Source organism: Streptomyces sp. APSN-46.1 (genome assembly GCF_022815725.1).
In the GTDB taxonomy this organism is placed as follows: Bacteria; Actinomycetota; Actinomycetes; order Streptomycetales; family Streptomycetaceae; genus Streptomyces.
In genome coordinates this window covers 80,535-102,175 of record NZ_JALGRF010000012.1, presented here as the reverse complement: position 1 = coordinate 102,175, position 21,641 = coordinate 80,535, and the positions used below count along the sequence as shown (strand labels likewise).

At 71.6% G+C, this 21,641-nt stretch carries 22 protein-coding genes and 1 riboswitch; of the genes, 14 read left to right on the top strand and 8 right to left on the bottom strand.

All coding sequences use genetic code 11. The features are described from left to right. Positions 1–570, top strand: a complete 570-nt coding sequence (locus MTF65_RS25555) for a heme-binding protein (RefSeq protein ID WP_243631290.1) — start codon at positions 1–3, stop codon at positions 568–570. Positions 571–634: 64 nt separating this feature from the next. Next, positions 635–2,050: a M1 family metallopeptidase gene (locus MTF65_RS25550; protein WP_243631289.1), complete on the top strand. Its 1,416-nt coding sequence runs from the start codon at positions 635–637 to the stop codon at positions 2,048–2,050. Positions 2,051–2,101: 51 nt separating this feature from the next. Here the strand turns inward: MTF65_RS25550 and MTF65_RS25545 are convergent, their stop codons facing one another. Together MTF65_RS25545 and MTF65_RS25540 are read right to left on the bottom strand one after the other, a co-directional pair. Then, positions 2,102–2,617 carry a GNAT family N-acetyltransferase gene (locus tag MTF65_RS25545; protein WP_243631288.1) on the bottom strand — a complete coding sequence of 172 codons (516 nt, stop codon included), beginning with the start codon at positions 2,615–2,617 and terminating at the stop codon, positions 2,102–2,104. A gap of 77 nt (positions 2,618–2,694) precedes the next feature. Continuing rightward, on the bottom strand, positions 2,695–3,270 hold the full coding sequence (locus MTF65_RS25540; RefSeq protein WP_243631287.1) for a TerD family protein: 576 nt from the start codon (positions 3,268–3,270) through the stop codon (positions 2,695–2,697). Between the two features lie 148 nt (positions 3,271–3,418). On the opposite strand from MTF65_RS25540, the gene arfB reads away from it, so the two are divergent. Continuing rightward, positions 3,419–3,844 carry an alternative ribosome rescue aminoacyl-tRNA hydrolase ArfB gene (gene arfB / locus MTF65_RS25535; RefSeq protein ID WP_243631286.1) on the top strand — a complete coding sequence of 142 codons (426 nt, stop codon included), beginning with the start codon at positions 3,419–3,421 and terminating at the stop codon, positions 3,842–3,844. A gap of 205 nt (positions 3,845–4,049) precedes the next feature. Here arfB and MTF65_RS25530 read toward each other — a convergent pair whose 3' ends face one another. Next, positions 4,050–4,652, bottom strand: a complete 603-nt coding sequence (locus tag MTF65_RS25530; protein ID WP_374207298.1) for a flavin reductase family protein — start codon at positions 4,650–4,652, stop codon at positions 4,050–4,052. Positions 4,653–4,918: 266 nt separating this feature from the next. On the opposite strand from MTF65_RS25530, the gene cdgB reads away from it, so the two are divergent. Further along, positions 4,919–6,649, top strand: a complete 1,731-nt coding sequence (gene cdgB / locus MTF65_RS25525) for a diguanylate cyclase CdgB (RefSeq protein WP_243631285.1) — start codon at positions 4,919–4,921, stop codon at positions 6,647–6,649. Positions 6,650–6,717: 68 nt separating this feature from the next. Continuing rightward, positions 6,718–7,749, top strand: a complete 1,032-nt coding sequence (locus MTF65_RS25520; RefSeq protein WP_243631284.1) for a CBM35 domain-containing protein — start codon at positions 6,718–6,720, stop codon at positions 7,747–7,749. A gap of 21 nt (positions 7,750–7,770) precedes the next feature. On the opposite strand, the gene MTF65_RS25515 is transcribed toward MTF65_RS25520, so the two are convergent. The 3 genes from MTF65_RS25515 to MTF65_RS25505 all read right to left on the bottom strand — a co-directional run bounded on the left by MTF65_RS25515 (position 7,771) and on the right by MTF65_RS25505 (position 10,861). Next, the gene (locus MTF65_RS25515) at positions 7,771–8,697 is read right to left on the bottom strand and encodes a 1-phosphofructokinase family hexose kinase (protein WP_243631283.1); all 927 of its coding nucleotides are present in this window, start codon (positions 8,695–8,697) and stop codon (positions 7,771–7,773) included. Between the two features lie 113 nt (positions 8,698–8,810). Then, positions 8,811–9,968 carry an N-acetylglucosamine-6-phosphate deacetylase gene (gene nagA, locus MTF65_RS25510; protein WP_243631282.1) on the bottom strand — a complete coding sequence of 386 codons (1,158 nt, stop codon included), beginning with the start codon at positions 9,966–9,968 and terminating at the stop codon, positions 8,811–8,813. Continuing rightward, positions 9,968–10,861 (bottom strand): ROK family protein, encoded by an 894-nt coding sequence (locus MTF65_RS25505; RefSeq protein ID WP_243631385.1) that lies wholly within the window; start codon positions 10,859–10,861, stop codon positions 9,968–9,970. The genes nagA and MTF65_RS25505 overlap by 1 nt, the downstream gene beginning before the upstream one ends. A gap of 217 nt (positions 10,862–11,078) precedes the next feature. On the opposite strand from MTF65_RS25505, the gene MTF65_RS25500 reads away from it, so the two are divergent. The 3 genes from MTF65_RS25500 (at position 11,079) to otsB (ending at position 13,631) form a co-directional block, all read left to right on the top strand. Further along, positions 11,079–12,392, top strand: a complete 1,314-nt coding sequence (locus tag MTF65_RS25500) for an extracellular solute-binding protein (protein ID WP_243631281.1) — start codon at positions 11,079–11,081, stop codon at positions 12,390–12,392. A gap of 77 nt (positions 12,393–12,469) precedes the next feature. Next, positions 12,470–12,706: a DUF3263 domain-containing protein gene (locus MTF65_RS25495; protein ID WP_123079326.1), complete on the top strand. Its 237-nt coding sequence runs from the start codon at positions 12,470–12,472 to the stop codon at positions 12,704–12,706. Positions 12,707–12,782: 76 nt separating this feature from the next. Further along, on the top strand, positions 12,783–13,631 hold the full coding sequence (otsB, locus tag MTF65_RS25490) for a trehalose-phosphatase (protein WP_243631280.1): 849 nt from the start codon (positions 12,783–12,785) through the stop codon (positions 13,629–13,631). Between the two features lie 179 nt (positions 13,632–13,810). Here the strand turns inward: otsB and MTF65_RS25485 are convergent, their stop codons facing one another. Further along, positions 13,811–15,268 (bottom strand): trehalose-6-phosphate synthase, encoded by a 1,458-nt coding sequence (locus MTF65_RS25485; protein WP_243631279.1) that lies wholly within the window; start codon positions 15,266–15,268, stop codon positions 13,811–13,813. 46 nt (positions 15,269–15,314) lie between these two features. Then, entirely contained in the window at positions 15,315–16,265 is a 951-nt protein-coding gene (locus tag MTF65_RS25480; protein ID WP_243631384.1) for a glucosyl-3-phosphoglycerate synthase, read from the bottom strand. A 197-nt stretch (positions 16,266–16,462) separates the two neighbouring features. Then, positions 16,463–16,619: riboswitch (SAM riboswitch) on the top strand. Between MTF65_RS25480 and thrC the strand changes: the two genes are divergently transcribed. The 6 genes from thrC (at position 16,613) to MTF65_RS25450 (ending at position 21,610) form a co-directional block, all read left to right on the top strand. After that, positions 16,613–17,923 carry a threonine synthase gene (thrC, locus tag MTF65_RS25475; RefSeq protein ID WP_243631278.1) on the top strand — a complete coding sequence of 437 codons (1,311 nt, stop codon included), beginning with the start codon at positions 16,613–16,615 and terminating at the stop codon, positions 17,921–17,923. (Overlaps the previous riboswitch by 7 nt.) 37 nt (positions 17,924–17,960) lie before the next feature. Continuing rightward, entirely contained in the window at positions 17,961–18,236 is a 276-nt protein-coding gene (locus MTF65_RS25470) for a MoaD/ThiS family protein (RefSeq protein ID WP_243631277.1), read from the top strand. A 421-nt stretch (positions 18,237–18,657) separates the two neighbouring features. Continuing rightward, positions 18,658–18,864 carry a cold-shock protein gene (locus MTF65_RS25465; RefSeq protein WP_008743607.1) on the top strand — a complete coding sequence of 69 codons (207 nt, stop codon included), beginning with the start codon at positions 18,658–18,660 and terminating at the stop codon, positions 18,862–18,864. 365 nt (positions 18,865–19,229) lie between these two features. Continuing rightward, positions 19,230–20,852: a chaperonin GroEL gene (gene groL, locus MTF65_RS25460; protein ID WP_243631276.1), complete on the top strand. Its 1,623-nt coding sequence runs from the start codon at positions 19,230–19,232 to the stop codon at positions 20,850–20,852. 132 nt (positions 20,853–20,984) lie between these two features. Then, positions 20,985–21,218: a hypothetical protein gene (locus MTF65_RS25455; RefSeq protein ID WP_243631275.1), complete on the top strand. Its 234-nt coding sequence runs from the start codon at positions 20,985–20,987 to the stop codon at positions 21,216–21,218. Further along, positions 21,218–21,610 carry a type II toxin-antitoxin system VapC family toxin gene (locus tag MTF65_RS25450; RefSeq protein WP_243631274.1) on the top strand — a complete coding sequence of 131 codons (393 nt, stop codon included), beginning with the start codon at positions 21,218–21,220 and terminating at the stop codon, positions 21,608–21,610. The genes MTF65_RS25455 and MTF65_RS25450 overlap by 1 nt, the downstream gene beginning before the upstream one ends. Positions 21,611–21,641 lie beyond the last annotated feature (31 nt).

Below are 21,641 nucleotides of genomic sequence, written 5' to 3'. Positions count from 1 at the left end.
ATGAACACCCGCACCCGCGTTCTCACCGGTACCGCCCTCGCCGTCGCGCTCGGCGCCGGTGCCTTCGGTGCCGTCAGCGCCACCGCGAGCGCCACGCCCGTCGCGCAGGCCCAGTCCGCCCCCGCCGCCGTGGCGAAGAAGGACGACGCCGTGAACGGCAAGAACTTCACCACCACGACCCACCTCACCATCGACGCCGCGTCCCGCGCCGCCCAGGCCGCGCTCGACGCCGCCGAGAAGGAGGGCCAGAAGATCACGGTCGCGGTCGTGGACCGCAACGGCAACACCATCGTCACCCTGCGCGGCGACGGCGCGGGCCCGCAGTCCTACGAGTCGGCGCAGCGCAAGGCCTTCACCGCCGTGTCCTGGAACGCCCCGACCTCGGTCCTCGTGGGCCGCCTCGCCCAGGCCCCGAACCTGAAGGACATCCCCGGCACCCTGTTCCTCGGCGGTGGCACCCCGGTCCAGGTGAACGGCGCCCCGGTCGCCGGCATCGGCGTGGCCGGCGCCCCGAGCGGTGACCTGGACGAGAAGTTCGCGAAGGCCGGCGTCGAGGCCCTCGCCAACTAGGCACCGTGACTCCGGTTTCCGTGACCCCGGTTCCGTGAGAGCCGCCCCGCATAGGATCGAGCGCGTGGAACACCGCCCGCTCTCCCGACTCGCCGCCTCTGCCGTCGCCGCCCTGCTCGCCCTCACCACGGCGTGTACGGGCGGCGCCGTGCAGGGGCGGCCGGGTGCGTCGGGGCTGCGGGACCCCTTCTTCCCCAAGGCCGGCAACGGCGGCTACCAGGTGGAGCACTACGAGCTGGACCTCGACTACGACCCCGCCGACGGGCAGTTGAACGCGACGGCCGTCATCACCGCCCGCGCCGAGCAGGGGCTCAGCGCCTTCAACCTGGACCTCAGCGGGCTCAGCGTGGAGGGCGTGACCGTCCAGGGCGCCGGGGCCCGGTACAACCGCACCGGCAACGAGCTGACGGTGCGCCCGGCCGAGGACCTCAAGAAGGGCGAGGTGTTCCGTACGGAGGTCGACTACGGCGGCGAGCCGAAGGCCGTCGCGGATCCGGACGGCTCCCACGAGGGCTGGATCACGATGGAGGACGGCGCCGTCGGCGTCGGCGAGCCGGTCGGGTCGATGGCCTGGTTCCCCGGCAACCACCACCCGAGCGACAAGGCCGCCTACGACATCACGCTGACCGTCCCCAAGGGCTACGAGGCCGTGTCGAACGGCGAGTTGACCTCCCGTACCGACACCGGCGACGGGCGGACCGAGTTCGTGTGGCACAGCCCCGAGCCGATGGCGAGCTACCTGGCCACCGCCGCGATCGGGAAGTTCAAGGTGACGACGGGGCGGACCGCGTCCGGGGTCGCCGTGTACAACGCCGTGGAGCCGGGCGAGGAGGCGCGCAGCGCCGCCCGGCTGGCCCGGCTGCCGGAGATCGTGGAGTGGGGCGCCGCGAAGTTCGGCCCGTACCCCTTCTCCACCACCGGCGCGATCGTGCTGCCCGGCGAGACCCTCGCGTACGCGCTGGAGACGCAGACCAGACCCGTCTACTCCGGTGCGCCCGCCGAGGAGGAGCTGGTGGTGCACGAGCTCGCCCACCAGTGGTTCGGCAACTCGGTGTCGCCGAAGTCCTGGAAGGACATGTGGCTCAACGAGGGCTTCGCGACGTACGCCGAGTGGCTGTGGTCCGAGGACCACGGCGGGGCCGGTGCGCAGAAGCACTTCGAGGCCTTCCTCGCCGGTGACACCTCGGTCGACCGTGAGGCGGCCTCCGACTGGGACGCCTTCCCGCCGGCCGCCCCGCCCGGGCCCGAGGACCTCTCCGGCGCCCCGGTGTACCACCGGGGCGCGATGGTCCTGCACCGGATCCGTCAGGAGGTCGGCGACGAGAAGTTCTTCGGCCTGGTGCGCGGCTGGGCCGGCGACCACCGGCACGGCAACGCCAGTACGGCCGACTTCACCGCCTACGCGGAGCGGACGACGGGGCACGACCTGAAGAAGGTCTGGGACGTGTGGCTGTACGGGGAAGGGCGACCGAAGGGCTAGCCGGCTTCGGAGCGCCTGGCTTCGGAGCGCCCGGCTTCAGACCGTTTGGCGTCAGAGCGTCTTGCGCAGGACCGTGCAGGGGCGCCGGCGCTCGCGGTCCTCCGCGTGGCGCAGCGGGGTGTAGCCCCGGGCCCGCCAGAACGCGAGGCCCTTGGGGTTGTTGTCGAGTACGGCCAGCCGTACGCCGGTGCGGCCGGCGGTGCGGAAGTCGTCCTCGACGAGGGCGGCCAGGGCGGCGCCGTATCCCTCGCGGTGCGCGGTCGCGTCGATGAGCAGCAGGCCGATCCAAGGGTCCGGGTCGCCGGACGCGGGGTCCGGGTGCCGGGAGAGGGTGGCGGCCAGGCCGACCAGCCGGCCGGCGGAGCGGGCGAGGAGCACCTCGGCGCCGTCGTGCGCGAGCTCGTCGGCGAGGGCGGCGGCGACCTGCTCGACGGTGATCCGGCCGGGGTCGGGGAAATCACCGCTGAGCTCGAAGAACGCGTGGTTGGTCGCGTAGAGCGCGGCGATTTCGGTGAGGACCGGGCCCGGGAGGGCGCCGTCCACGGGGACCAGCGGCTGCAGGATCACCTGCCGAACGGTAGTGGAGCCCCCTGCCCGGCGGCGGGCCGGGAGGGGGCTTCACCAGCGGCTCAGACGTCAGCGGCTCAGACGTTGACGCCGAAGTCCTGCGCGATGCCCGTGAGGCCCGAGGCGTAGCCCTGGCCGACCGCGCGGAACTTCCACTCCGCGCCGCTGCGGTAGAGCTCGCCGAAGACCATGGCGGTCTCGGTCGCGGCGTCCTCGGAGAGGTCGTAGCGGGCGATCTCGGCGCCGCCGGCCTGGTTCACGACGCGGATGTACGCGTTGCGGACCTGGCCGAAGTTCTGGCTGCGGCTCTCGGCGTCGTAGATCGAGACCGGGAAGACGATCTTGTCCACGTCGGCCGGGAGCCCGGCCAGGTTGACGTTGATGGCCTCGTCGTCGCCGGCGCCCTCGCCGGTGCGGTTGTCACCGGTGTGGACGATGGTCTGGTCCGGGGTGGACCGGTTGTTGAAGAAGACGAAGTGGCCGTCGGAGACGACCTTGCCGGTCGGGTTGACCGCGATCGCCGACGCGTCCAGGTCGAAGTCGACGCCGGTCGTCGTACGGACGTCCCAGCCGAGGCCGACCGTGACGGCCGCGAGGCCGGGGGCCTCCTTCGAAAGCGAGACGTTGCCGCCCTTGGACAGGCTTACTGCCATTTTGACTGGTGTCCCTTCCTCGTCTCATGACCGCGAGATGTGGCCAAGGTACCGCTGCTTCTCATAACGCGGGGAGGGGGCGCGAGGTTCCAGGGGGGTGAAGGGAAATGCGCGTGACGGGGGCGGGGCGGGGGCCGATCATAGGGGCATGCCTGGTCCCTATGTCATCCGCGGTTCGGTCGTGCTCCCCGAGGGCGAGCTCGCCTGGCGCTTCTCGCGGTCCTCCGGGCCGGGTGGGCAGCACGTGAACACCTCGGACTCGCGGGTGGAGCTGCTGTTCGACGTCGCCGCGACGAAGGCGCTGCCGGAGGTGTGGAAGGAGCGGGCGCTGGAGCGGTTGGGGTCCCGCCTGGTGGACGGGGTGCTGACGGTTCGGGCGTCCGAGCACCGGTCCCAGTTCCGCAACCGGGAGATGGCGCTGGTACGGCTGGCGGCGGTGCTGGCGGAGGCGACGGCCCCGCCACCGAAGCCCCGGCGGGCGACCAGGATTCCGCGGGGGATCAATGAGCGCCGGCTCCGGGAGAAGAAGGCCCGGGGCGAGACCAAGCGGGGCCGGACCAGCCGCGACTGGTAACTCCGCCGGGTGCGGCGCCGCCGCGCGAGCGGCCCCGGGCTGCGCCCGGGCTCCTGGGGCTCCGCCCCAGACCCCGCGCCTCAAACGCCGGCGAGGCTGGAATCGGGGCTCCGCCCCAGACCCCGCGCCTCAAACGCCGGCGAGGCTGGAATCGGGGCTCCGCCCCCGGCCCCGCGCCTCAAACGCCGGCGGGGCTGGATTTGGGCTACGGCGCCAGGTGGCGGTAGCGGCCGCGGAAGTAGGCCAAGGGGGGTGCGTCCGGGGTGGGGAGGGTGGCGGAGAGGACGCGGGCGATGACGAGGGTGTGGTCGCCCGCCGGGACGCGGGACTCCGTACGGCACTCCAGGGTGGCCAGGGCTCCGGTCAGCAGGGGCGCGCCCGAGATCTCGCCGCGGACGTAGGGGAGGCCCTCGAAGAGCAGGCGGTCGCTGATCCGGCCCTTCATCGCGAAGCGGCCCGCGACCTGGAGCTGGGTGTCGGCCAGGACGGAGACCGCCCACAGGGGCTGCTCCTCCAGCAGGTCGTCCATCCGGGAGCCCTCGCGCAGGCTCACCAGGACCAGCGGCGGGTCCAGGGACACCGACATGAAGGCCGTCGCCGTCATCCCGACGTCCTCCCCGCCCGGGCCGTCGGCCGTCAGCGGGGGCTCGTGCGCGGTGATCAGACATACGCCGGCCGCCAGCCGGGACATGGCCGCCCGGAACTCGTCGTTGCTCACCCCCTCAGGATGGGGGGTCGGTACAGGGTTCGGTACAAGGGTCGTGTTCAGCACCCTCGGAACGCTAGTCTCGCCCCTCGCGCCGCACATCGGGCCCTGGTCCGAGCCGCCTCCCCGCCCCTTGGCCTAGGCCCGGGCGTAACGTTTGCTCCCGGGAAGAAGGGGGAGCGCTCCCAGTGCTGAATCTCCCCGGGGCGCACCGTTATTCATCTCATGTGACTTGAGTCACAGACGGCAAGATTTGTTGACCCTGTGTACCTGCCGCACAGCTCACTGTGATTCAGTGGACGGGACACCGCAACGAAACGCCGATGACAAACCTGGAGTTGCTGTCGAGGTCTCGGGGAGAGCGAGCAATGGAGACCGAGTCGGAGCCGTACGTCCGTCTTGCGACCCTGCGGCAGCTGCACCGGGTGGTGGCCGAACTCAATACGGCCCGGAGCCTGGCGGACACTCTGCAGACCGTCGTGGACGGCATCGTCGTGGGACTCGGCTACGAACTCGCCTGTGTCAACCTCGTTCGCCCCGACGGTGATCTCGTCGTCGCCGCCTTCGCCGGCGACCCCGCCGCCGAGTCCCTCATCACCGGCCGCGTCGGCTCCCGCAGCTCCTGGGAGCGCCGCCTGACGATGGGCGAGAACTGGGACGGGCTCCGCTTCATCCCGCACAGCGAGGGCTGGGTGCTGCTGGAGGACGACGTCCCCCAGTGGCACACCGACGGCCCCGACCCGCGATTCGAGGACGAGTGGCACCCCGAGGACCGGCTCTACGCCCCCATGTACGCGACCGGCGGGGAACTTCTGGGTGTCATTTCGGTGGACAGACCCCGCAACGGACGCCGCCCGGGCGCCTGGGGGCGCGAGGCGCTCCAGATGTACGCCTTCCAAGCGGCGATTGCGATCAGCAACGCACGGCTGCGCGCGAACATGCAGCGCGCCCTCGTCCGGCTGGAGCGCGAGCAGCAGGCGCTGCGCGCCAGCGAGGAGTCCTTCCGGCAGGCCTTCGAGTACGCGCCCAGCGGCATGGCCATCGCCGAGATGGGCGGCGACCAGCACGGGCGGCTGCTGCGGACCAACGACGCCCTGTGCCGGCTGCTGGGGCGGCCCGCGTCCGTGCTGCGCCGGTACTCGTTCTCCGACCTGGTGCACCCCGAGGACATCGGCACCCTGCTGCGGACCTCCGCCGAGGGCGGCCGCGCCGAACTGCGGCTCGGGCGGCGCGACGGTACGTACGTATGGGTCTCGCTGCGCAATTCCGTGGTCGCGGACGCCGCCGACGGGCCGCGTTTCCTGCTGACACACGTCGAGGACATCGAGGAGCGCAAGCGCCACGAGCTCCAGCTCGCGCACCGGGCCAGCCACGACTCGCTGACCGGCCTGCCCAACGGCGCCGAGCTGCGGTCCCGGCTCGGCGCCCGGCTGTGCCGCAGACCACAGTCCGTACGGGCGACGGCGGTCGAGGCGCTCGACGCCGCCTACGAGGGGCGCGACGGCGGGCACGAGGCGGGGGGTGGTGGCGGCGAGCACGGCTTTCCACCCGACGGACCCGACCGGTTCGCCGGGCAAGACCCTTTCGAATTCCCCGGGGGCCCCGCCGGGCTCGGCCCGCCGGGAGGCGTCCCCGCCGAGGGGGGCCCGTACGACCACCACGTGCACACGGTGGCGCCCGCGACGGACATCGACGACGGTACGAAGGGGCTCGCGGTCCTCTTCTGCGACCTCGACGGGTTCAAGTCGATCAACGACCGGTTCGGGCACCACACCGGTGACGCGGTCCTGATCGAGGTGGCCCGGAGGCTGACGACGGGCGTCAGGGACGGTGACACCGTCGCCCGGCTGGGTGGTGACGAGTTCGTCGTCCTCGCCGACGGTCTGGGCGCCGCGGACGCCGCCGATCTCGCCGTCCGGCTGCGCAACGCGATCATCCCGCCGATCCGGGTGGACGGCCGCGCGGTCCGTGTGGGAGCCAGTTTCGGCATCGGCTGGGCCAGCTGCGGGATGTCCGCGGACGAGGTGCTGCGCTCCGCCGACCAGCGCATGTACATCGAGAAGAGGTCGCGCTCCAAGGCCCACCGCAGGGCCGGCTGAGGCGATCGGACGCCCGTGGGCGCACCTGTTCGGGGTAGGCTCCCGGGGGTCGAAAGGAGTGACCTGCGATGACGACGCCCGCGAACAACGGCCCGCACGGTGGGGCGAACAACCCCGAGGACGATGACCCGTTCGGCTACCTCTACGCGGACGGCCAGGCCGCCGGTGCCATCCCGCCCACGTCAGGCGGATACGGCTACCCCGGCCAGACGGTCGGTGGGCAGCCCGGCGCGCAGCCCGGTGTCCCCCGTACCTCGTACAACCAGGTGCGTACGGTCGGCGACCGCGCGTACGGCGGCCAGCGCGGCCAGGTACCGCAGCAGCAGCAACAGCAGCAGCAGCCGCCGGCCTACCAGGCTCAGTACCAGGCCCCCGAGGCGCTCCAGGCGGGCGGCTACGGCGTCCCCGCGCAGCAGCCGGCTCAGCCGCCGCACGTGACGCAGGCGATCTCCGCCCCGAGCCGGCGCGGCGGCGGTGGCTCCAGCAGCCGCGGTCTGCTCATCGCGGCCGTCGCGGTGGTCGGCGCGGTCGCGATCGGCATCGGCGCCGCCCTGGCCTTCGGGGACAAGGACGGCGACAAGGACAAGAACCAGGCGAACGCCCAGAACCAGCAGCCGGCGCCCCCGAAGAAGTCCGAGGGCCCGAAGCCGAGCGGCTCACCGGAGCCCGCGAAGACCCCGCTGCCGAAGGCGGACTTCGCCGGTTCGGGCATGAGCCTCACGGGCGGCGCGTCCCTGCAGAACACGGTGCCGGGTGCGAAGAGCGCGGGCGGCCAGTACGTCGGCGGCCTCAACCAGCTCGGCGCGGCCGCGACGTGGACGCTGGACGTTCCCGAGGCGGCCCAGTACAAGCTGAAGATGACCTACGGGGTGCCGGGCAAGGACGCCTTCACCACGCTGACCATCAACGGCGAGGTGCAGTCCCGGCCGATCAACATGAAGAACTTCTCCAAGGCCGCCGAGGGCGACTGGGCCAAGGGCTGGACCAACACCTACTCGCTGGTGCAGCTCAAGAAGGGCACGAACACGATCAAGATCTCGTGTGAGCCCGGCAACCAGTGCGACGTCAACCTCGACCAGCTCTGGCTCGAAGCGGGCTGATTCCCAAGCCGCCGAGGCCGCTCAGTCCTCCTGGCCCGCCGTCACCGTGACCGACCCCCGCATCTCCTCGTAGGTGCGGGGGTCGAACTCTCCCGCCCCCGGGGCGTGCACGGTGGCCGCCGAGAGGGCGACCGCGCGGGCCAGGCGGGCCGGCCAGTCCAGGCCCTCCGTCAGCGCCGACAGCAGGCCGGCCACCGCGGAGTCACCGGCTCCGGTGGGGTTGCCGGACAGGGCGCGCGGCGGGGCCGCCCGCCAGGTGCCCTGCGGGGTGGCGGCGAGCAGGCCGTCCGCGCCGAGGGAGGCGATCACCGCGTGGGCGCCCCGGCGGCGGGCGTCGCGGGTGGCGGGCAGCGGCTCGCGGGACCCGGTCAGCTCCGCGAGCTCGGCGGCGTTCGGCTTGATCATCTCGGGGCGGGCGGCGATCCCGCGGCGCAGCGCCTCGCCGCTCGTGTCCAGCAGCACCGGGACCCCGGCCGCGCGGGCCGCCCGTACCAGCACCGCGTACGCGCCCACCGGGACGCCGGGCGGGAGGCTGCCGCACAGGGCCACGGCCCGGGCGTCGGCGACGAGGGCCTCGTAGCGGTCCAGGAACCGCGCCCATTCCGCGGAACTGATCAGCGGGCCGGGTTCGTTGAACTGCGTGGTGTCTCCGGAGGCCGCGTCGACGACGGCCACGGTGCGGCGGGTGGCCCCCGCGCAGGGGACCAGGGCGTCCACCACGCCCGGGGACCCGGCCAGCAACTCCCGTACGACCGTGCCCACCGGGCCGCCCGCGAAGCCGGTCGCGGTGACCTTGTGGCCCAGCGCGGCCAGCACGCGGGCCACGTTGAGGCCCTTGCCGCCGGGGCGTTCGGTGGCCTCGGTGACGCGGTGCGAGGTGTGCGGACGCAGGCGCGGTACGCGGTAGGTGACGTCGAGTGCGGTGTTGAGCGTCACGGTCAGGATCATGGCAGGCCTCGGTCTCGGTGTGTGCCGGGATCATGCCAAACCCAAGGCGGTCGGCCCAGTCCTCCGGGCCGACCGCCTTCGTACATACCAGCGTGGTACCACCGATCGGGCGCTCAGGAAGGCGGGCTGACGATCCATTCGCCGCGCCGCATGACGCCCTTGAGGTCGAATCCGGCGTCGAGGACGACGAGGTCCGCGTACTTGCCGGGCTCCAGCGAGCCGACCTGGTCGTACAGGCCGAGCAGCTTGGCGGGGTTGGCGGAGATCGCCTGGACCACGGACTCGACGGGCAGCTCGTCGATCGTGACCGACCGCTTGAAGGCGGTGTCCAGGGTCAGCGTGGAGCCGGCGATCGAGCCGCCTTCGACGAGGCGGGCGACGCCGTCCTTGACCTCGACCTCCAGCGGGCCGAGGTGGTACGTCCCGTCGCCGAAGCCGGCCGCGTCCATGGCGTCGGTGATCAGCGCGACGCGGTGCGCGCCCGCGTGGCGGAAGGCCAGCTCCAGCATGGCCGGGTGCAGGTGGACGCCGTCGTTGATCAGCTCGACGGTGACCCTCTCGTCCTCCAGCAGCGCGGCGATCGGGCCGGGGGCGCGGTGTTCCAGGCCCGGCATCGCGTTGTAGAGGTGGGTGGCCACGGTCGCGCCCGCGTCGATGGCCCGGCGCGTCTGCTCGTACGTGGAGTCCGTGTGCCCGATCGCGGCGATCACCCCGTGCTCGGCCAGCAGCCGTACGGAGTCCAGGCCGCCCGGCAGCTCGGTGGCGAGGGTGACCATGCGGGCGGCGCCGTGCGCGGCGTCGATGAGCTTGCGCACCTCGGCCGGGTCGGGGTCGCGGAGCAGCTCCTCCTTGTGCGCGCCCTTGCGGCAGGCGTTGATGAAGGGGCCCTCGAAGTGGACGCCCGCGATCTCGCCCTGCTGGGTCAGCTCGGCGAGGAGCGCGGCGCGCCGGGCCAGCACGTCGAGGTCGTCGGTGACGGTGGAGGCGACGAGCGTGGTGGTGCCGTGCTCGCGGTGGGTCCGTACGCCCCGGAGGACCTCCTCGGCGGTGCCGGAGGTGAAGGAGGCGCCGCCGCCGCCGTGGTTGTGGGTGTCCACGAAGCCGGGGACGATCCAGTGCCCGGTCAGATCGACGGTCCGGGCGGCCTCGTGGGCGCTGCCGGCGATGCGGTCGCCCTCGACGATGACCCGGCCGTTGCCCACGGTCCCGGTGGGCAACACCACCTTGGCGCCGGAGAGAACGGTGCCGGTGCTGTGCGCGCTTCCGGACATCAGGCAGGTACCTCCGTGGCGAGTAGGTCCCAGGCGAGCAGCCCTGCGCCCAGGCATCCGGCGGTGTCCCCGAGGGCCGCCGGAACGATCTCGGGCAGCCGCTGGAACGTCACGCGTTCCCCGACGGCGGCCCGAAGCGGTGTGAACAAGGTTTCCCCGGCCTCGGCCAGCCCGCCACCGATGATCAGCGTGCGGGGGTCCAGCAGGGTGATGGCGGTGACCAGGCCGTCGGCGAGCGCGTCGATGGCGGCGTGCCACACCCGCCGGGCGCGGTCGTCGCCGGATTCGACGGCCCGGGCGCAGTCCGCCGCGTCCGCCTCGGGGTCGCCGCAGGCGGCGGCCCAGGCGCGGCTGACGGCGCCGGCGGAGGCCAGGGTCTCCAGGCAGCCGTACTGGCCGCAGCCGCAGGCGGGGCCGCCGGGGCGTACCACGATGTGCCCGATCTCGCCCGCGTAGCCGTGCGCGCCGGCCTCGATGCGGCCGGTGATGCCGATGGCGCCGGCGATTCCCGTGCCGAGGGGGACGAACAGGAACCGGTCGGCCTCGCGCCCGGCGCCGATCCGGCCCTCGGCGAGGCCGCCCGTGCGGACGTCGTGGCCGAGGGCGACCGGGATGCCGCCGAGGCGCGCGCTGAGCAGCTCGCGCAGGGGGACGTCGCGCCAGCCGAGGTTCGCCGCGTAGACGGCGATCCCGTGGTCGGCGTCGACGATGCCGGGGACGGCGACCCCGGCCGCCGAGGCGGCGGCGCCGAAGCGCTCCCGGCCCAGGTCCAGGAGATCGGCGGCGAAGTCCAGGATCGTCGCGACGACGGCCTCGGCGCCCCGCTCGCGGCCGGTGGCGCGGCGCGCCTGGTGCAGCAGGGTGCCGTCCTCGGCGATGAGGGCGGCCTTCATCCCGGTGCCGCCCACATCCAGGGCGATGACGTGGGCGATGAGGTGTTTCACGGGTTTCACAGGGGACAGTCTCGCGTGCTCGGCGGGGAAAGGTCTAGTCCATTGGTGGGGATTGTTGAGCCGCCATACAAAATCGGACGGCCCGATGTGGCGCAGCCGCCAAAGTGGTGTAGACCTTACGTGGATCGTACGTACAACAAGGGGTGGATCGAGAACTGTGAAGGGCCGTTACCTGAGCCTGGCCGCGACCGGCGCCGCACTGTGCCTGACCGCCGTGACGCTGACCGGCTGCGGAAGCCTGTCGAGCCTCACCGGGGACAACGAGGTGACCCTGCGGGTCGTGGCGGCCGAGTACGGGGACAATCCGCAGAACACCTCGGCGACCTACTGGAAGGACCTCGCCGGCGCCTTCGAGAAGGACCACCCCGGGGTCCGCGTCGAGGTGAGCGTCTACTCCTGGTCCGAGGTCGATGCCAAGGTCGCCGCCATGGTCAAGGCCGGCAAGGCCCCCGACATCGCGCAGATCGGGGCCTACGCCGACTACGCGGCCGCCGGCAAGCTGTACACGGCGGAGGAACTGCTCTCCGTACAGACCGAGGCCGACTTCCTCGGCCCGCTCTCGGACGCGGGCAAGGTCAAGCGGGTCCAGTACGGCATGCCCTTCGTGGCCAGCACCCGGCTGCTCTTCTACAACGAGAAGCTGCTGACGGACGCGGGCGTGCTCGGCAAGGACGCCAAGGACGCCAAGGGCGGCTGGCAGCCGAAGAGCTGGGCGGACCTGGAGGCGGCGGCCAAGAAGCTCAAGGGCGCCGGCGTCCCGACCCCCTTCGCGCTGCCGCTGGGCCGCGAGGAGGCGCAGGCCGAGACGATGATGTGGCTGCTGTCCGGCGGTGGCGGCTACACCGACAACGAGGAGTCGTACGCCATCGACTCCGCCGAGAACACCAAGACCTTCGAGTTCCTGCGCGACAAGATGGTCGGGCAGGGGCTGACCGGGCCGACGGAGCCGGGCAAGCTGAACCGGCAGGACGCCTTCGACGCCTTCGCGCGGGGCGAGGTGGGCATGCTCAACGGGCACCCCACGCTGCTGAAGCAGGCGGCGCAGAAGGGCGTGAAGTTCGGCATGGTGCCCATGCCGACGGCCGACGGCTCCGAACACCCGACGATGGGCGTCGCCGACTGGGTCATGGCGTTCAAGAACGGGCACCGCAAGGAGTCCGGGAAGTTCCTCGACTACCTGTACGAGTCGAAGAACGTGACCACCTTCACGAACAAGTACGACCTGCTGCCGGCCACGACGAGCGGCTACCGGGCGATGGAGGCCGGCACGGGCGGCTCGGCGGCGCAGCTGAAGACGTTCCTGACGGCGCTGCCGAACGCGCGGCTGTACCCGGTCGGCAAGAAGTCCTGGGCGGGTGTGAGCGAGGACGTGAAGACGAACATCGGCAAGGCCGTACAGCCCGGCGGGCAGCCGGCGAAGGTCCTGGAGGACATCGCGGTGTCGGCGCGGGTGGCGGACGGGCAGCGCTGAGGCCCTGCCGGGCTGTCGGTTGGGCTTCCGGTCGGGCTGTCGGTCGGGCTGTCGGTGGGCGGCGTTAATCTGGCCGTATGACGGACGAGGGGCAGCTGACGGCCACGGAGGCCGCGGTGCTCGCGTACGAGGGACGCACCTGGCCCGGGCCCGGGGCCAAGGAGCGGGCCATACGGGAAGGGCTGGGCATGGCCCCGGTCCGGTACTACCAGCTGCTCAACGCGCTGATGGACGACCCCCGGGCCCTGGCGCACGCGCCGGGCACCGTGAACAGGCTGCGGCGGATCCGCGAGGCGCAGCGGGCGCGGCGGTAGGGGTGGTGTACGGGGGCTGGTGCGGGGCTCGTACGCGCCGTAGCCGTCGTCGGGCGGGGCCGTTAGGGTCGTCCGTATGGGGAGCCATCCGCACAACCTGCCGATGCCCGTTACCGCTGCCGGACGCGAGGGGCTCGACGCCCTGCTCCGAGAGCCCCGCCGGTCCGTGATCGCCCTCGACTTCGACGGGACCCTCGCCGAGATCGTGCCCGACCCGGACCAGGCGCGGGCGCACCCCGACGCCGTTCCGGCACTGGCCGCGCTGGCGCCCGAGGTGGCCTCGGTGGCGGTGATCACCGGCCGGCCGGCCGGGGTGGCGGTCCGCTACGGGGGTTTCGCGGGGGTGCCCGGGCTGGAGCACCTCGTGGTCCTGGGCCACTACGGGGCCGAGCGGTGGGACGCGGTCAGCGGGATCGTGCACGCGCCGGCCGTGCACCCCGGGGTGGCGGCGGTACGGGCCGAGCTGCCGGGGTTCCTGGACGAGATCGGCGCGTGGCGGGGCACCTGGATCGAGGAGAAGGGGCGGGCGCTGGCCGTGCACACGCGGCGGGCGGCGGACCCGGCGGCGGCCTTCGCCGCGCTGCGGGAGCCGCTGGCCGAACTGGCGGCGCGGCACGGGCTGATGGTGGAGCCGGGGCGGGCGGTCCTCGAACTCCGGCCGCCCGGCATGGACAAGGGCGTGGCCCTGACGGAGTACCTCGCGGAGACGGGGGCGGAGACCGTGCTGTACGCCGGGGACGACCTGGGGGACCTGGCGGCGTACTCGGCGGTCGAGAAGCGGCGCGCGGAGGGGCTGCCGGGGGTGCTGGTGTGCAGTGGCTCGGCGGAGGTGCCGGAGCTGGCGGCCCGGGCCGACCTGGTCCTGCCGGGACCGGCGGCCGTGACGGCGTTCCTCGCCGCCCTGGCCGAAGCCGTTCGGGGCTGACGGGCCTCCGCTGCGCGGAGCTTCCCGGGCTCTGCCCGGACCCGCGCCTCAAACGCCGGCGAGGCTGAAATTGCCCTGCGGGCAATCCAGCCCGCGCCGGGAACATCCAGCCCCGCCGGCGTTTGAGGTGCGGGGTCTGGGGCGGAGCCCCAGCAGCGGGCCCGCAGCGGCAGGTCCGGTCAGGGGCGCAGGGCGGCGAGTTGGGCCGCGAACCACTGGGCCGGGGGGAGGGCCGTGGCGGCCGTCGCCAGCCGCTTCGTGCGCTCCGCGCGCTCCCAGTCCGGCATGGCCAGCGCCGCGTGCAACGCCTCCGCCGTCTGCGTCACGTCGAACGGGTTCACCGTCAACGCGTCCTCGCGGAGTTCCCCGTACGCACCCGCCCCCGTGGACAGCACCAGCGCGCAGCCGGCCTCGGAGACGACGGGGATCTCCTTCGCCACCAGGTTCATCCCGTCCCGCACCGGGTTCACCAGCGCCACGTCCGCCATCCGGTACGCCGCCAGGGAGCGCGCGAAGTCGTCCTGCACCGTCACCAGCACCGGCTGCCAGTCCTCCGTGCCGAACTCCTCGTTGATCTCCGCCGCCAGCTCGGCCACCGACGCCGTGTACGCGCGGTACACCGCCAGGTCCTGCCGGGACGGGTACGCCGACGCCAGGTGCACCACCCGGCCCCGCCACTCCGGGTGTGCGGTCAGCAGCTCCCGGTACGCCAGCAGCCCCCGCAGGATGTTCTTCGACAGCTCCGTGCGGTCCACCCGGACGATCGTCCTGCGGTCCCGGACCTGCGCCCGCAGGGCCGCCAGCTTGTCGTCCACCTCCGGCCGGTGCGCCAGCGCGCGCAGCTCCTCCCCGTCCACGCCGAGCGCGTACACCGCCACCTTCGTCCGCCGGCGCGGCGCCGGGCCCTGGCCCGCCGTCAGGACCTGCAAGACGTAGGGCTCGCCCGTCTCCGAGGAGAGGGACGGCTCGGTGGCGCCCCGCTCGTCGGCCAGGTGGGCGCCGGCCATGAAGGCGTGCGCCCAGGCCCAGGTGTGGAAGCCCACCACGTCCGCCCCGAGCAGCCCCCACACCAGCTGGTGCCGGATGTCGTCGGGCAGCATGCCCAGGAACTCAGGAGAGGCCCACGGGGTGTGCGTGAAGTGGCTGATCCTCAGGTCAGGCCGCAGCGCGCGCAGCTCACCGGGAACCAGGGCCAGGTGGTAGTCCTGCACCAGCACCGCCGCGCCCTCGCCCGCCTCTTCCGCCAGCGCCAGCGCGAACGCGCGGTTGTACGCGACGTAGGACTCCCACCGGCGCCGGAACGCGGCGTCGAAGACGGGCTGCGTCGGGACGTCGTACAGGTGGTGGTGGGTGAACCACAGCACCGAGTTCGCGACGCCGTTGTACGCGTCGTCGTACACCGTGGGATCGATGTCCAGCATCCGGACTCCGATCTCGGAGACGCCCCGGCGGACCGCCTCCCGGTCCGGCTCCGACAGCGCCGCGCAGACCCACAGCGCGTCCGGATGCCGCGCCAGGGCCGCCGAGAGGCCGGAGACGAGACCGCCCCCGCCGCGCCGGGCACTGAGGGTGCCGTCGGCGGCGAGGGCGTAGGAGAGGGGGCCGCGGTTCGCCGCTACGAGTACCTGAGAAGCCATGCCGCGAACCTAGCCCGGCCCGCTCCCGCGCAAACTGAGTTCCCGGTCACGCCACCCGGCGCACGGCGTACTCCTCGATCTCCGCCATCGGTGGCCGCTCCTCCGTGTCCACCGGATACGTGTGCGGTACGAAGCCGTCCGGCCCGCGCTCGAACTGCGTCAGCTCCGGCCGTACCAGGTGCCCGCGCGACTGGCGCAGCAGGGCCGTCCGGTAGATCGCCGCGGCCATCCGGCCCAGCGCCTGGCCGTCCTGATGGCGGTGCAGCCGTACGCCCACGTCCACCTGGGCCAGCGCGTCCAGCCCGACCGTGTGCAGCGCGTCCACCAGCAGGCCCAGCTCCACCCCGTACCCGACGGGGAACGGCAGCCGCTCCAGCAGGGACCTCCGTACGGCGTACTCGCCGCCCAGCGGCTGGACGAAACCGGCCAGCTGCGGCCAGTGCAGGTTCAGCAGCGGGCGGGCGACCAGCTCGGTGACCCGCCCGCCCTGGCCGGGGGCGCCGCTGAGGGGGCGGTCGTACATCGCCTTGACGAACTCCACCCCCGGGTCGGTCAGCAGCGGGCCGACGATCCCGGAGACGAAGGAGGCCGAGAAGTCCCGCAGATCGGCGTCCACGAAGCAGACGATCTCGCCGCTGGTCGCCAGCAGCGAGCGCCACAGCACCTCGCCCTTGCCGGGCAGGGCGGGCAGGCGCGGCAGGATCGCGTCGCGGTGCACCACGCGGGCGCCGGCCTTGGCCGCCACCTCCGCCGTACGGTCGGTGGAACCCGAGTCGACCACCACCAGTTCGTCCACCAGGGGGACGGGCAGCCCGTCGATCAGATCGCGCCGGATCACCTCGACGATCTCGCCGACCGTGGCCTCCTCGTCGAGCGCGGGCAGCACCACGCTGACCGTGGTGCCAGCCGCCCGTTTCCGCTCAAGCAGCTGGTCGAGCGGTCGGTCGGCTGCGGACCAGGAGCGGTCGGCAAGCCATCGCTCCACCTCTTCCAGCACCTTCTGCACTCCCTGATTCATCCGTGGGTTCGACCGTGTTTTCGACCGAAAAGTGATCCATCTCGCGGTTCGGACGGCCGTCTCAACCACCCGCACCTTCGGTTACAGTCTTGAACAACGCGAGGGACCACCGCATGCCGGGGTCCCCGCGCACAAATGCCCGGGAGCGCCACAGAGCGCGCGGCCCGGTGCCATACCGCTCATCCAGAGGGGCAGAGGGACACGGCCCGTTGAAGCCCCGGCAACCCTCCAGTCGGTTCTCGCGATCGCGCACCAGCGTCGTCAGCGAGGTCCCCGGCTAGGGAAGGTGCCAATTCCGTCTCATGGCGAAGTGCGCCATGGGGAAGATGAGGAGAAAGGGCCTCGCCATCATGGCTGCACAGACTGTTGACACCCCTGTCGCCACCTCTGTTGATCTCGGTCCCGCCACCGGCCTTTCCTGCCGCGAGTGCGGAACCCGCTTCGAGCTCGGACCGATCTTCGCCTGCGCCGAGTGTTTCGGACCGCTGGAAGTGGCCTACGAGCTGCCGGCCGGCGGCCCTGATGCCCTGCGCGCCGCGATCGAGGCCGGCCCGAACAACATCTGGCGCTACGCGCCGCTGCTGCCCGTCCCGGCGGACGTGGCCTCCAAGCCGAGCCTGAACCCGGGCTTCACCAAGCTCGTGGACGCGGCGAACCTGGCCAAGGAGCTGGGTGTCACCGGCAAGCTCTACGTCAAGGACGACTCCGGCAACCCGACGCACTCCTTCAAGGACCGCGTCGTCGCCATCGCCGTCGAGGCCGCCCGCGCCTTCGGCTTCACCACCCTGTCCTGCTCCTCCACCGGCAACCTGGCCGGCGCCGTCGGCGCCGCGGCCGCCCGGGCCGGCTTCCGCTCCTGCGTGTTCATCCCGCACGACCTGGAGCAGGGCAAGGTCGTCATGGCCGGTGTCTACGGTGGCGAGCTGGTCGGCATCGAGGGCAACTACGACGACGTCAACCGCTTCTGCTCCGAGCTCATCGGCGACCCGCTGGGCGAGGGCTGGGGCTTCGTCAACGTCAACCTGCGCCCGTACTACGGCGAGGGCTCCAAGACCCTGGCGTACGAGATCTGCGAGCAGCTCGGGTGGCGGCTGCCCGACCAGATCGTGATCCCGATCGCGTCCGGCTCGCAGCTGACGAAGATCGACAAGGGTCTCCAGGAGCTCATCAAGCTCGGCCTGGTCGAGGACAAGCCGTACAAGATCTTCGGCGCCCAGGCCGAGGGCTGCTCCCCGGTCTCCACCGCCTTCAAGGCCGGTCACGACGTGGTCCGCCCGCAGAAGCCGAACACCATCGCCAAGTCGCTGGCCATCGGCAACCCGGCGGACGGCCCGTACGTCCTGGACATCGCCCGCCGCACGGGCGGCTTCGTCGAGGACGTCACCGACGAGCAGGTCGTCGAGGCCATCAAGATCCTCGCCCAGACCGAGGGCATCTTCGCCGAGACCGCGGGCGGCGTGACGGTCGGCGTGACGAAGAAGCTCATCGAGAACGGGCAGCTCGACCCGGCGCTGACCACCGTGATCCTGAACACCGGTGACGGCCTCAAGACCCTGGAGGCGGTGGCCGCGGACAGCGGGCAGACCGCCACCATCCGCCCGAGCCTGGACGCGTTCCGCGCCGCCGGCCTGGCCTGACCATCACCTCCCGCTCAACCGGAAAGGCAGTAGCGCCATGAGCGTCAACGTCCGCATCCCCACCATCCTGCGCACCTACACCGGCGGCGCCGCCGAGGTGAAGGCCGAGGGCGCGACCCTGGCCCAGGTCATCGCGTCCCTGGAGCAGAACCACCCGGGCATCGCCGCGCGCGTCCTGGACGACCAGGGCAAGCTGCGCCGCTTCGTGAACGTCTACGTCAACGACGACGACGTGCGCTTCGAGGGCGGGCTGGAGGCGGTGACGCCGGACGGCGCCGGCGTGTCGATCATCCCCGCCGTGGCCGGCGGCTGACGACAGCCCCTGGCGGCCGCTTGAAGCCTCTCCAGGTGGCACGCGTAAACGAAATTGCCCCCTCCGTTAATAAACGGAGGGGGCAATTCTGCTTGGTTGGGCGCGGTAGAGTTGGGGAAGTCCCCTCCGTTGTTCTTGCCCGCCGCATATGAGCGGGCCGCGTGAGGGTTGACATTGAGTCAATGTGCGGAAGCGGTATGGGGCTTTGGCGAGATATGCCGGGCCCGAGTTGCCCTGGGATATGCCAAATTTTCACTCTATTTCAATCTATCTCCGTGTCCGGATTTCTCGTCGGATTGACCTGTTGCAGACAGCAGCGGTGCGGATACATTCAGCCCCGGTCGAGGCGTTCCGGCGCAAGTTCTGACCCGGGTCCGCGAAGTGCGGTCCTGCGCAAGGGCCAGTAATAGGGGAGTTAGGCATGGCTCAGGGCACCGTCAAGTGGTTCAACGCGGAGAAGGGCTACGGCTTCATCGCGGTCGACGGTGGTGCGGATGTGTTCGTCCACTACAGCGCCATCCAGATGGACGGGTACCGCACCCTTGAAGAGGGTCAGCGGGTCGAGTTCGAGATCTCGCAGGGCCAGAAGGGTCCGCAGGCGGACATGGTCAAGCTCGCCGCCGGCTAGACGAGTAGTCCGAGCGCGATCGACCACCGACGCGACCGGTCTCGGTTGACACATACGAGGGGCCCACATCCCGGACACGGGATGTGGGCCCCTCGTGTCGTCCCGGTGGCCGTCTCGGTGGCCGGGCGTTGCCCGAAGCCGCTTGCACTCGGAGGGGTCGAGTGCTAATCATTGGCGTTAGCACTCTCCGGGTGAGAGTGCTACTAGACGAGGACCGGGTCGGTGAGGCCCTCAGGGTCCGGCGGGAAGGAACCGCCGGGCACGCAGGCCGTCCGTCGCGGGCGCGGGCGCGGTCCGGAGCAATCCAGCCTCCCCCTCACGCCTGGTGGCGTAGGGGGAACCCCAGTCCTGGAGGACCACTTCAGATGGCCAAGATCATTGCGTTCGACGAGGAGGCCCGGCGCGGTCTCGAGCGTGGGATGAACCAGCTCGCCGACGCCGTCAAGGTCACCCTTGGCCCCAAGGGTCGCAACGTCGTCCTTGAGAAGAAGTGGGGCGCCCCCACGATCACCAACGATGGTGTCTCCATCGCCAAGGAGATCGAGCTCGAGGACCCGTTCGAGAAGATCGGCGCCGAGCTGGTCAAGGAAGTCGCCAAGAAGACGGACGACGTCGCCGGCGACGGTACGACCACCGCCACCGTTCTCGCCCAGGCGCTCGTCCGCGAGGGCCTGCGCAACGTGGCGGCCGGCGCCAACCCGATGGCCCTCAAGCGTGGCATCGAGAAGGCCGTCGAGGCCGTCTCCGGCGCCCTGCTGGAGCAGGCGAAGGATGTCGAGACCAAGGAGCAGATCGCTTCCACGGCCTCCATCTCCGCCGCTGACACCCAGATCGGCGAGCTCATCGCCGAGGCCATGGACAAGGTCGGCAAGGAAGGCGTCATCACCGTCGAGGAGTCCCAGACCTTCGGTCTGGAGCTTGAGCTCACCGAGGGCATGCGCTTCGACAAGGGCTACATCTCGGCGTACTTCGCCACCGACATGGAGCGTATGGAGGCGTCGCTCGACGACCCGTACATCCTGATCGTCAACTCCAAGATCGGCTCGGTCAAGGACCTGCTGCCGCTCCTGGAGAAGGTCATGCAGTCCGGCAAGCCGCTGCTGATCATCGCCGAGGACGTCGAGGGCGAGGCCCTGTCGACCCTGGTCGTCAACAAGATCCGCGGCACCTTCAAGTCCGTCGCCGTCAAGGCCCCGGGCTTCGGCGACCGCCGCAAGGCCATGCTCGGCGACATCGCCATCCTCACGGGCGGCACGGTCGTCTCCGAGGAGGTCGGCCTCAAGCTGGAGAACGCGGGCCTCGACCTGCTCGGCCGCGCCCGCAAGGTCGTCATCACCAAGGACGAGACCACGATCGTCGACGGTGCCGGTGACAGCGACCAGGTTCAGGGTCGCGTCAACCAGATCCGCGCCGAGATCGAGAACTCCGACTCGGACTACGACCGCGAGAAGCTCCAGGAGCGCCTCGCGAAGCTGGCCGGCGGCGTGGCCGTCATCAAGGCCGGCGCCGCGACCGAGGTCGAGCTCAAGGAGCGCAAGCACCGCATCGAGGACGCCGTTCGCAACGCGAAGGCGGCCGTCGAGGAGGGCATCGTCGCCGGTGGTGGCGTGGCCCTGCTCCAGGCCTCCGCGGTCTTCGAGAAGCTCGACCTGTCGGGTGACGAGGCGACCGGCGCCAACGCCGTGAAGCTCGCCCTGGAGGCCCCGCTCAAGCAGATCGCCGTCAACGGTGGTCTCGAGGGTGGCGTCGTCGTGGAGAAGGTCCGCAACCTCCAGGTTGGCTGGGGCCTGAACGCCGCGACCGGCGAGTACGTGGACATGATCGCCGAGGGCATCATCGACCCGGCGAAGGTCACGCGCTCCGCGCTGCAGAACGCGGCGTCCATCGCGGCCCTCTTCCTCACCACCGAGGCCGTCATCGCCGACAAGCCCGAGAAGGCCGGCGCCGGCGCCCCGGGCGGCATGCCGGGCGGTGACATGGACTTCTGATCGACCTCTGGCTCCGGCCTCTGGTTGATCGGCTGTTCTCGAACGAGGGCGGCACCCCTGCGGGGGTGCCGCCCTCGGGCGTTTCCACGGAACCACTGGCGGCGTAAGACGTTTTGTCTTACGCTGTCTGTCATGGCTGACACCGTGACGATCCGCACCGACTCGGAGACCGAGCACGCCCTTACCGTCCTCACGCAGGACGGCAGCTCCCGTTCCGCGGCCATAAGAGCGGCCGTGCTGGAGGCGGCCCTGCGCAAGGAGCGCGCGGCAGCGCTGCGGCGCGCGGTGCTGCGCATGCCGTTGGGCGAACCTGACGGCATCGACATCGCGGCGGAGCTTTCCCGGAGCCGCGAGGAAGAGCGCTGATGATCTACCTCGACTCCGCCGCGGTCGTGAAACTGGTCCACGCCGAATCCGAGTCGCAGGCATTGCGCGACTGGCTCGACGAGAGGGCCGAGACCGGATGGGTCAGCTCGGTCCTGGTGGAGGTGGAGTCCTTCAGAGCGCTGGCCCGATACGCACCGCAGTCCGCCGTGCGTCTCCATCTCGTCCTGGACCTGATCGACCTGGTCGACCTCGACCCCAGCATCCGCATCCTCGCCGAGACCGTGCGGCCGGCCACCGTTCGCAGCCTCGATGCCATCCACCTGGCGACGGCGCTCAGCCTTGGCGCGCGGCTGACCTCGTTCGTCACCTACGACAAGCGGTTGGCGGACGCCGCCCGGGATGCGGGACTGGCCGTCGACGCTCCCGCGTGACCTGGTTGACCGGCCGCCGTCGGGCGTTCCT

Bases quoted from the DNA above. Each gene is read 5' to 3' on its own strand.
- MTF65_RS25505 (WP_243631385.1), bottom strand. From the start codon at position 10,861: ATGAAGGCCGCCCTCATCGCCGAGGACGGCACCCTGCTGCACCAGGCG.
- otsB (WP_243631280.1), top strand. From the start codon at position 12,783: ATGGGGAGCCATCCGCACAACCTGCCGATGCCCGTTACCGCTGCCGGA.
- thrC (WP_243631278.1), top strand. From the start codon at position 16,613: ATGAGGAGAAAGGGCCTCGCCATCATGGCTGCACAGACTGTTGACACC.
- MTF65_RS25450 (WP_243631274.1), top strand. From the start codon at position 21,218: ATGATCTACCTCGACTCCGCCGCGGTCGTGAAACTGGTCCACGCCGAA.
- MTF65_RS25495 (WP_123079326.1), top strand. From the start codon at position 12,470: ATGACGGACGAGGGGCAGCTGACGGCCACGGAGGCCGCGGTGCTCGCG.
- MTF65_RS25455 (WP_243631275.1), top strand. From the start codon at position 20,985: ATGGCTGACACCGTGACGATCCGCACCGACTCGGAGACCGAGCACGCC.
- MTF65_RS25465 (WP_008743607.1), top strand. From the start codon at position 18,658: ATGGCTCAGGGCACCGTCAAGTGGTTCAACGCGGAGAAGGGCTACGGC.
- MTF65_RS25540 (WP_243631287.1), bottom strand. From the start codon at position 3,270: ATGGCAGTAAGCCTGTCCAAGGGCGGCAACGTCTCGCTTTCGAAGGAG.
- MTF65_RS25485 (WP_243631279.1), bottom strand. From the start codon at position 15,268: ATGGCTTCTCAGGTACTCGTAGCGGCGAACCGCGGCCCCCTCTCCTAC.
- arfB (WP_243631286.1), top strand. From the start codon at position 3,419: ATGCCTGGTCCCTATGTCATCCGCGGTTCGGTCGTGCTCCCCGAGGGC.
- MTF65_RS25520 (WP_243631284.1), top strand. From the start codon at position 6,718: ATGACGACGCCCGCGAACAACGGCCCGCACGGTGGGGCGAACAACCCC.
- MTF65_RS25555 (WP_243631290.1), top strand. From the start codon at position 1: ATGAACACCCGCACCCGCGTTCTCACCGGTACCGCCCTCGCCGTCGCG.
- groL (WP_243631276.1), top strand. From the start codon at position 19,230: ATGGCCAAGATCATTGCGTTCGACGAGGAGGCCCGGCGCGGTCTCGAG.
- cdgB (WP_243631285.1), top strand. From the start codon at position 4,919: ATGGAGACCGAGTCGGAGCCGTACGTCCGTCTTGCGACCCTGCGGCAG.
- nagA (WP_243631282.1), bottom strand. From the start codon at position 9,968: ATGTCCGGAAGCGCGCACAGCACCGGCACCGTTCTCTCCGGCGCCAAG.
- MTF65_RS25470 (WP_243631277.1), top strand. From the start codon at position 17,961: ATGAGCGTCAACGTCCGCATCCCCACCATCCTGCGCACCTACACCGGC.
- MTF65_RS25530 (WP_374207298.1), bottom strand. From the start codon at position 4,652: ATGTGCGGCGCGAGGGGCGAGACTAGCGTTCCGAGGGTGCTGAACACG.
- MTF65_RS25515 (WP_243631283.1), bottom strand. From the start codon at position 8,697: ATGATCCTGACCGTGACGCTCAACACCGCACTCGACGTCACCTACCGC.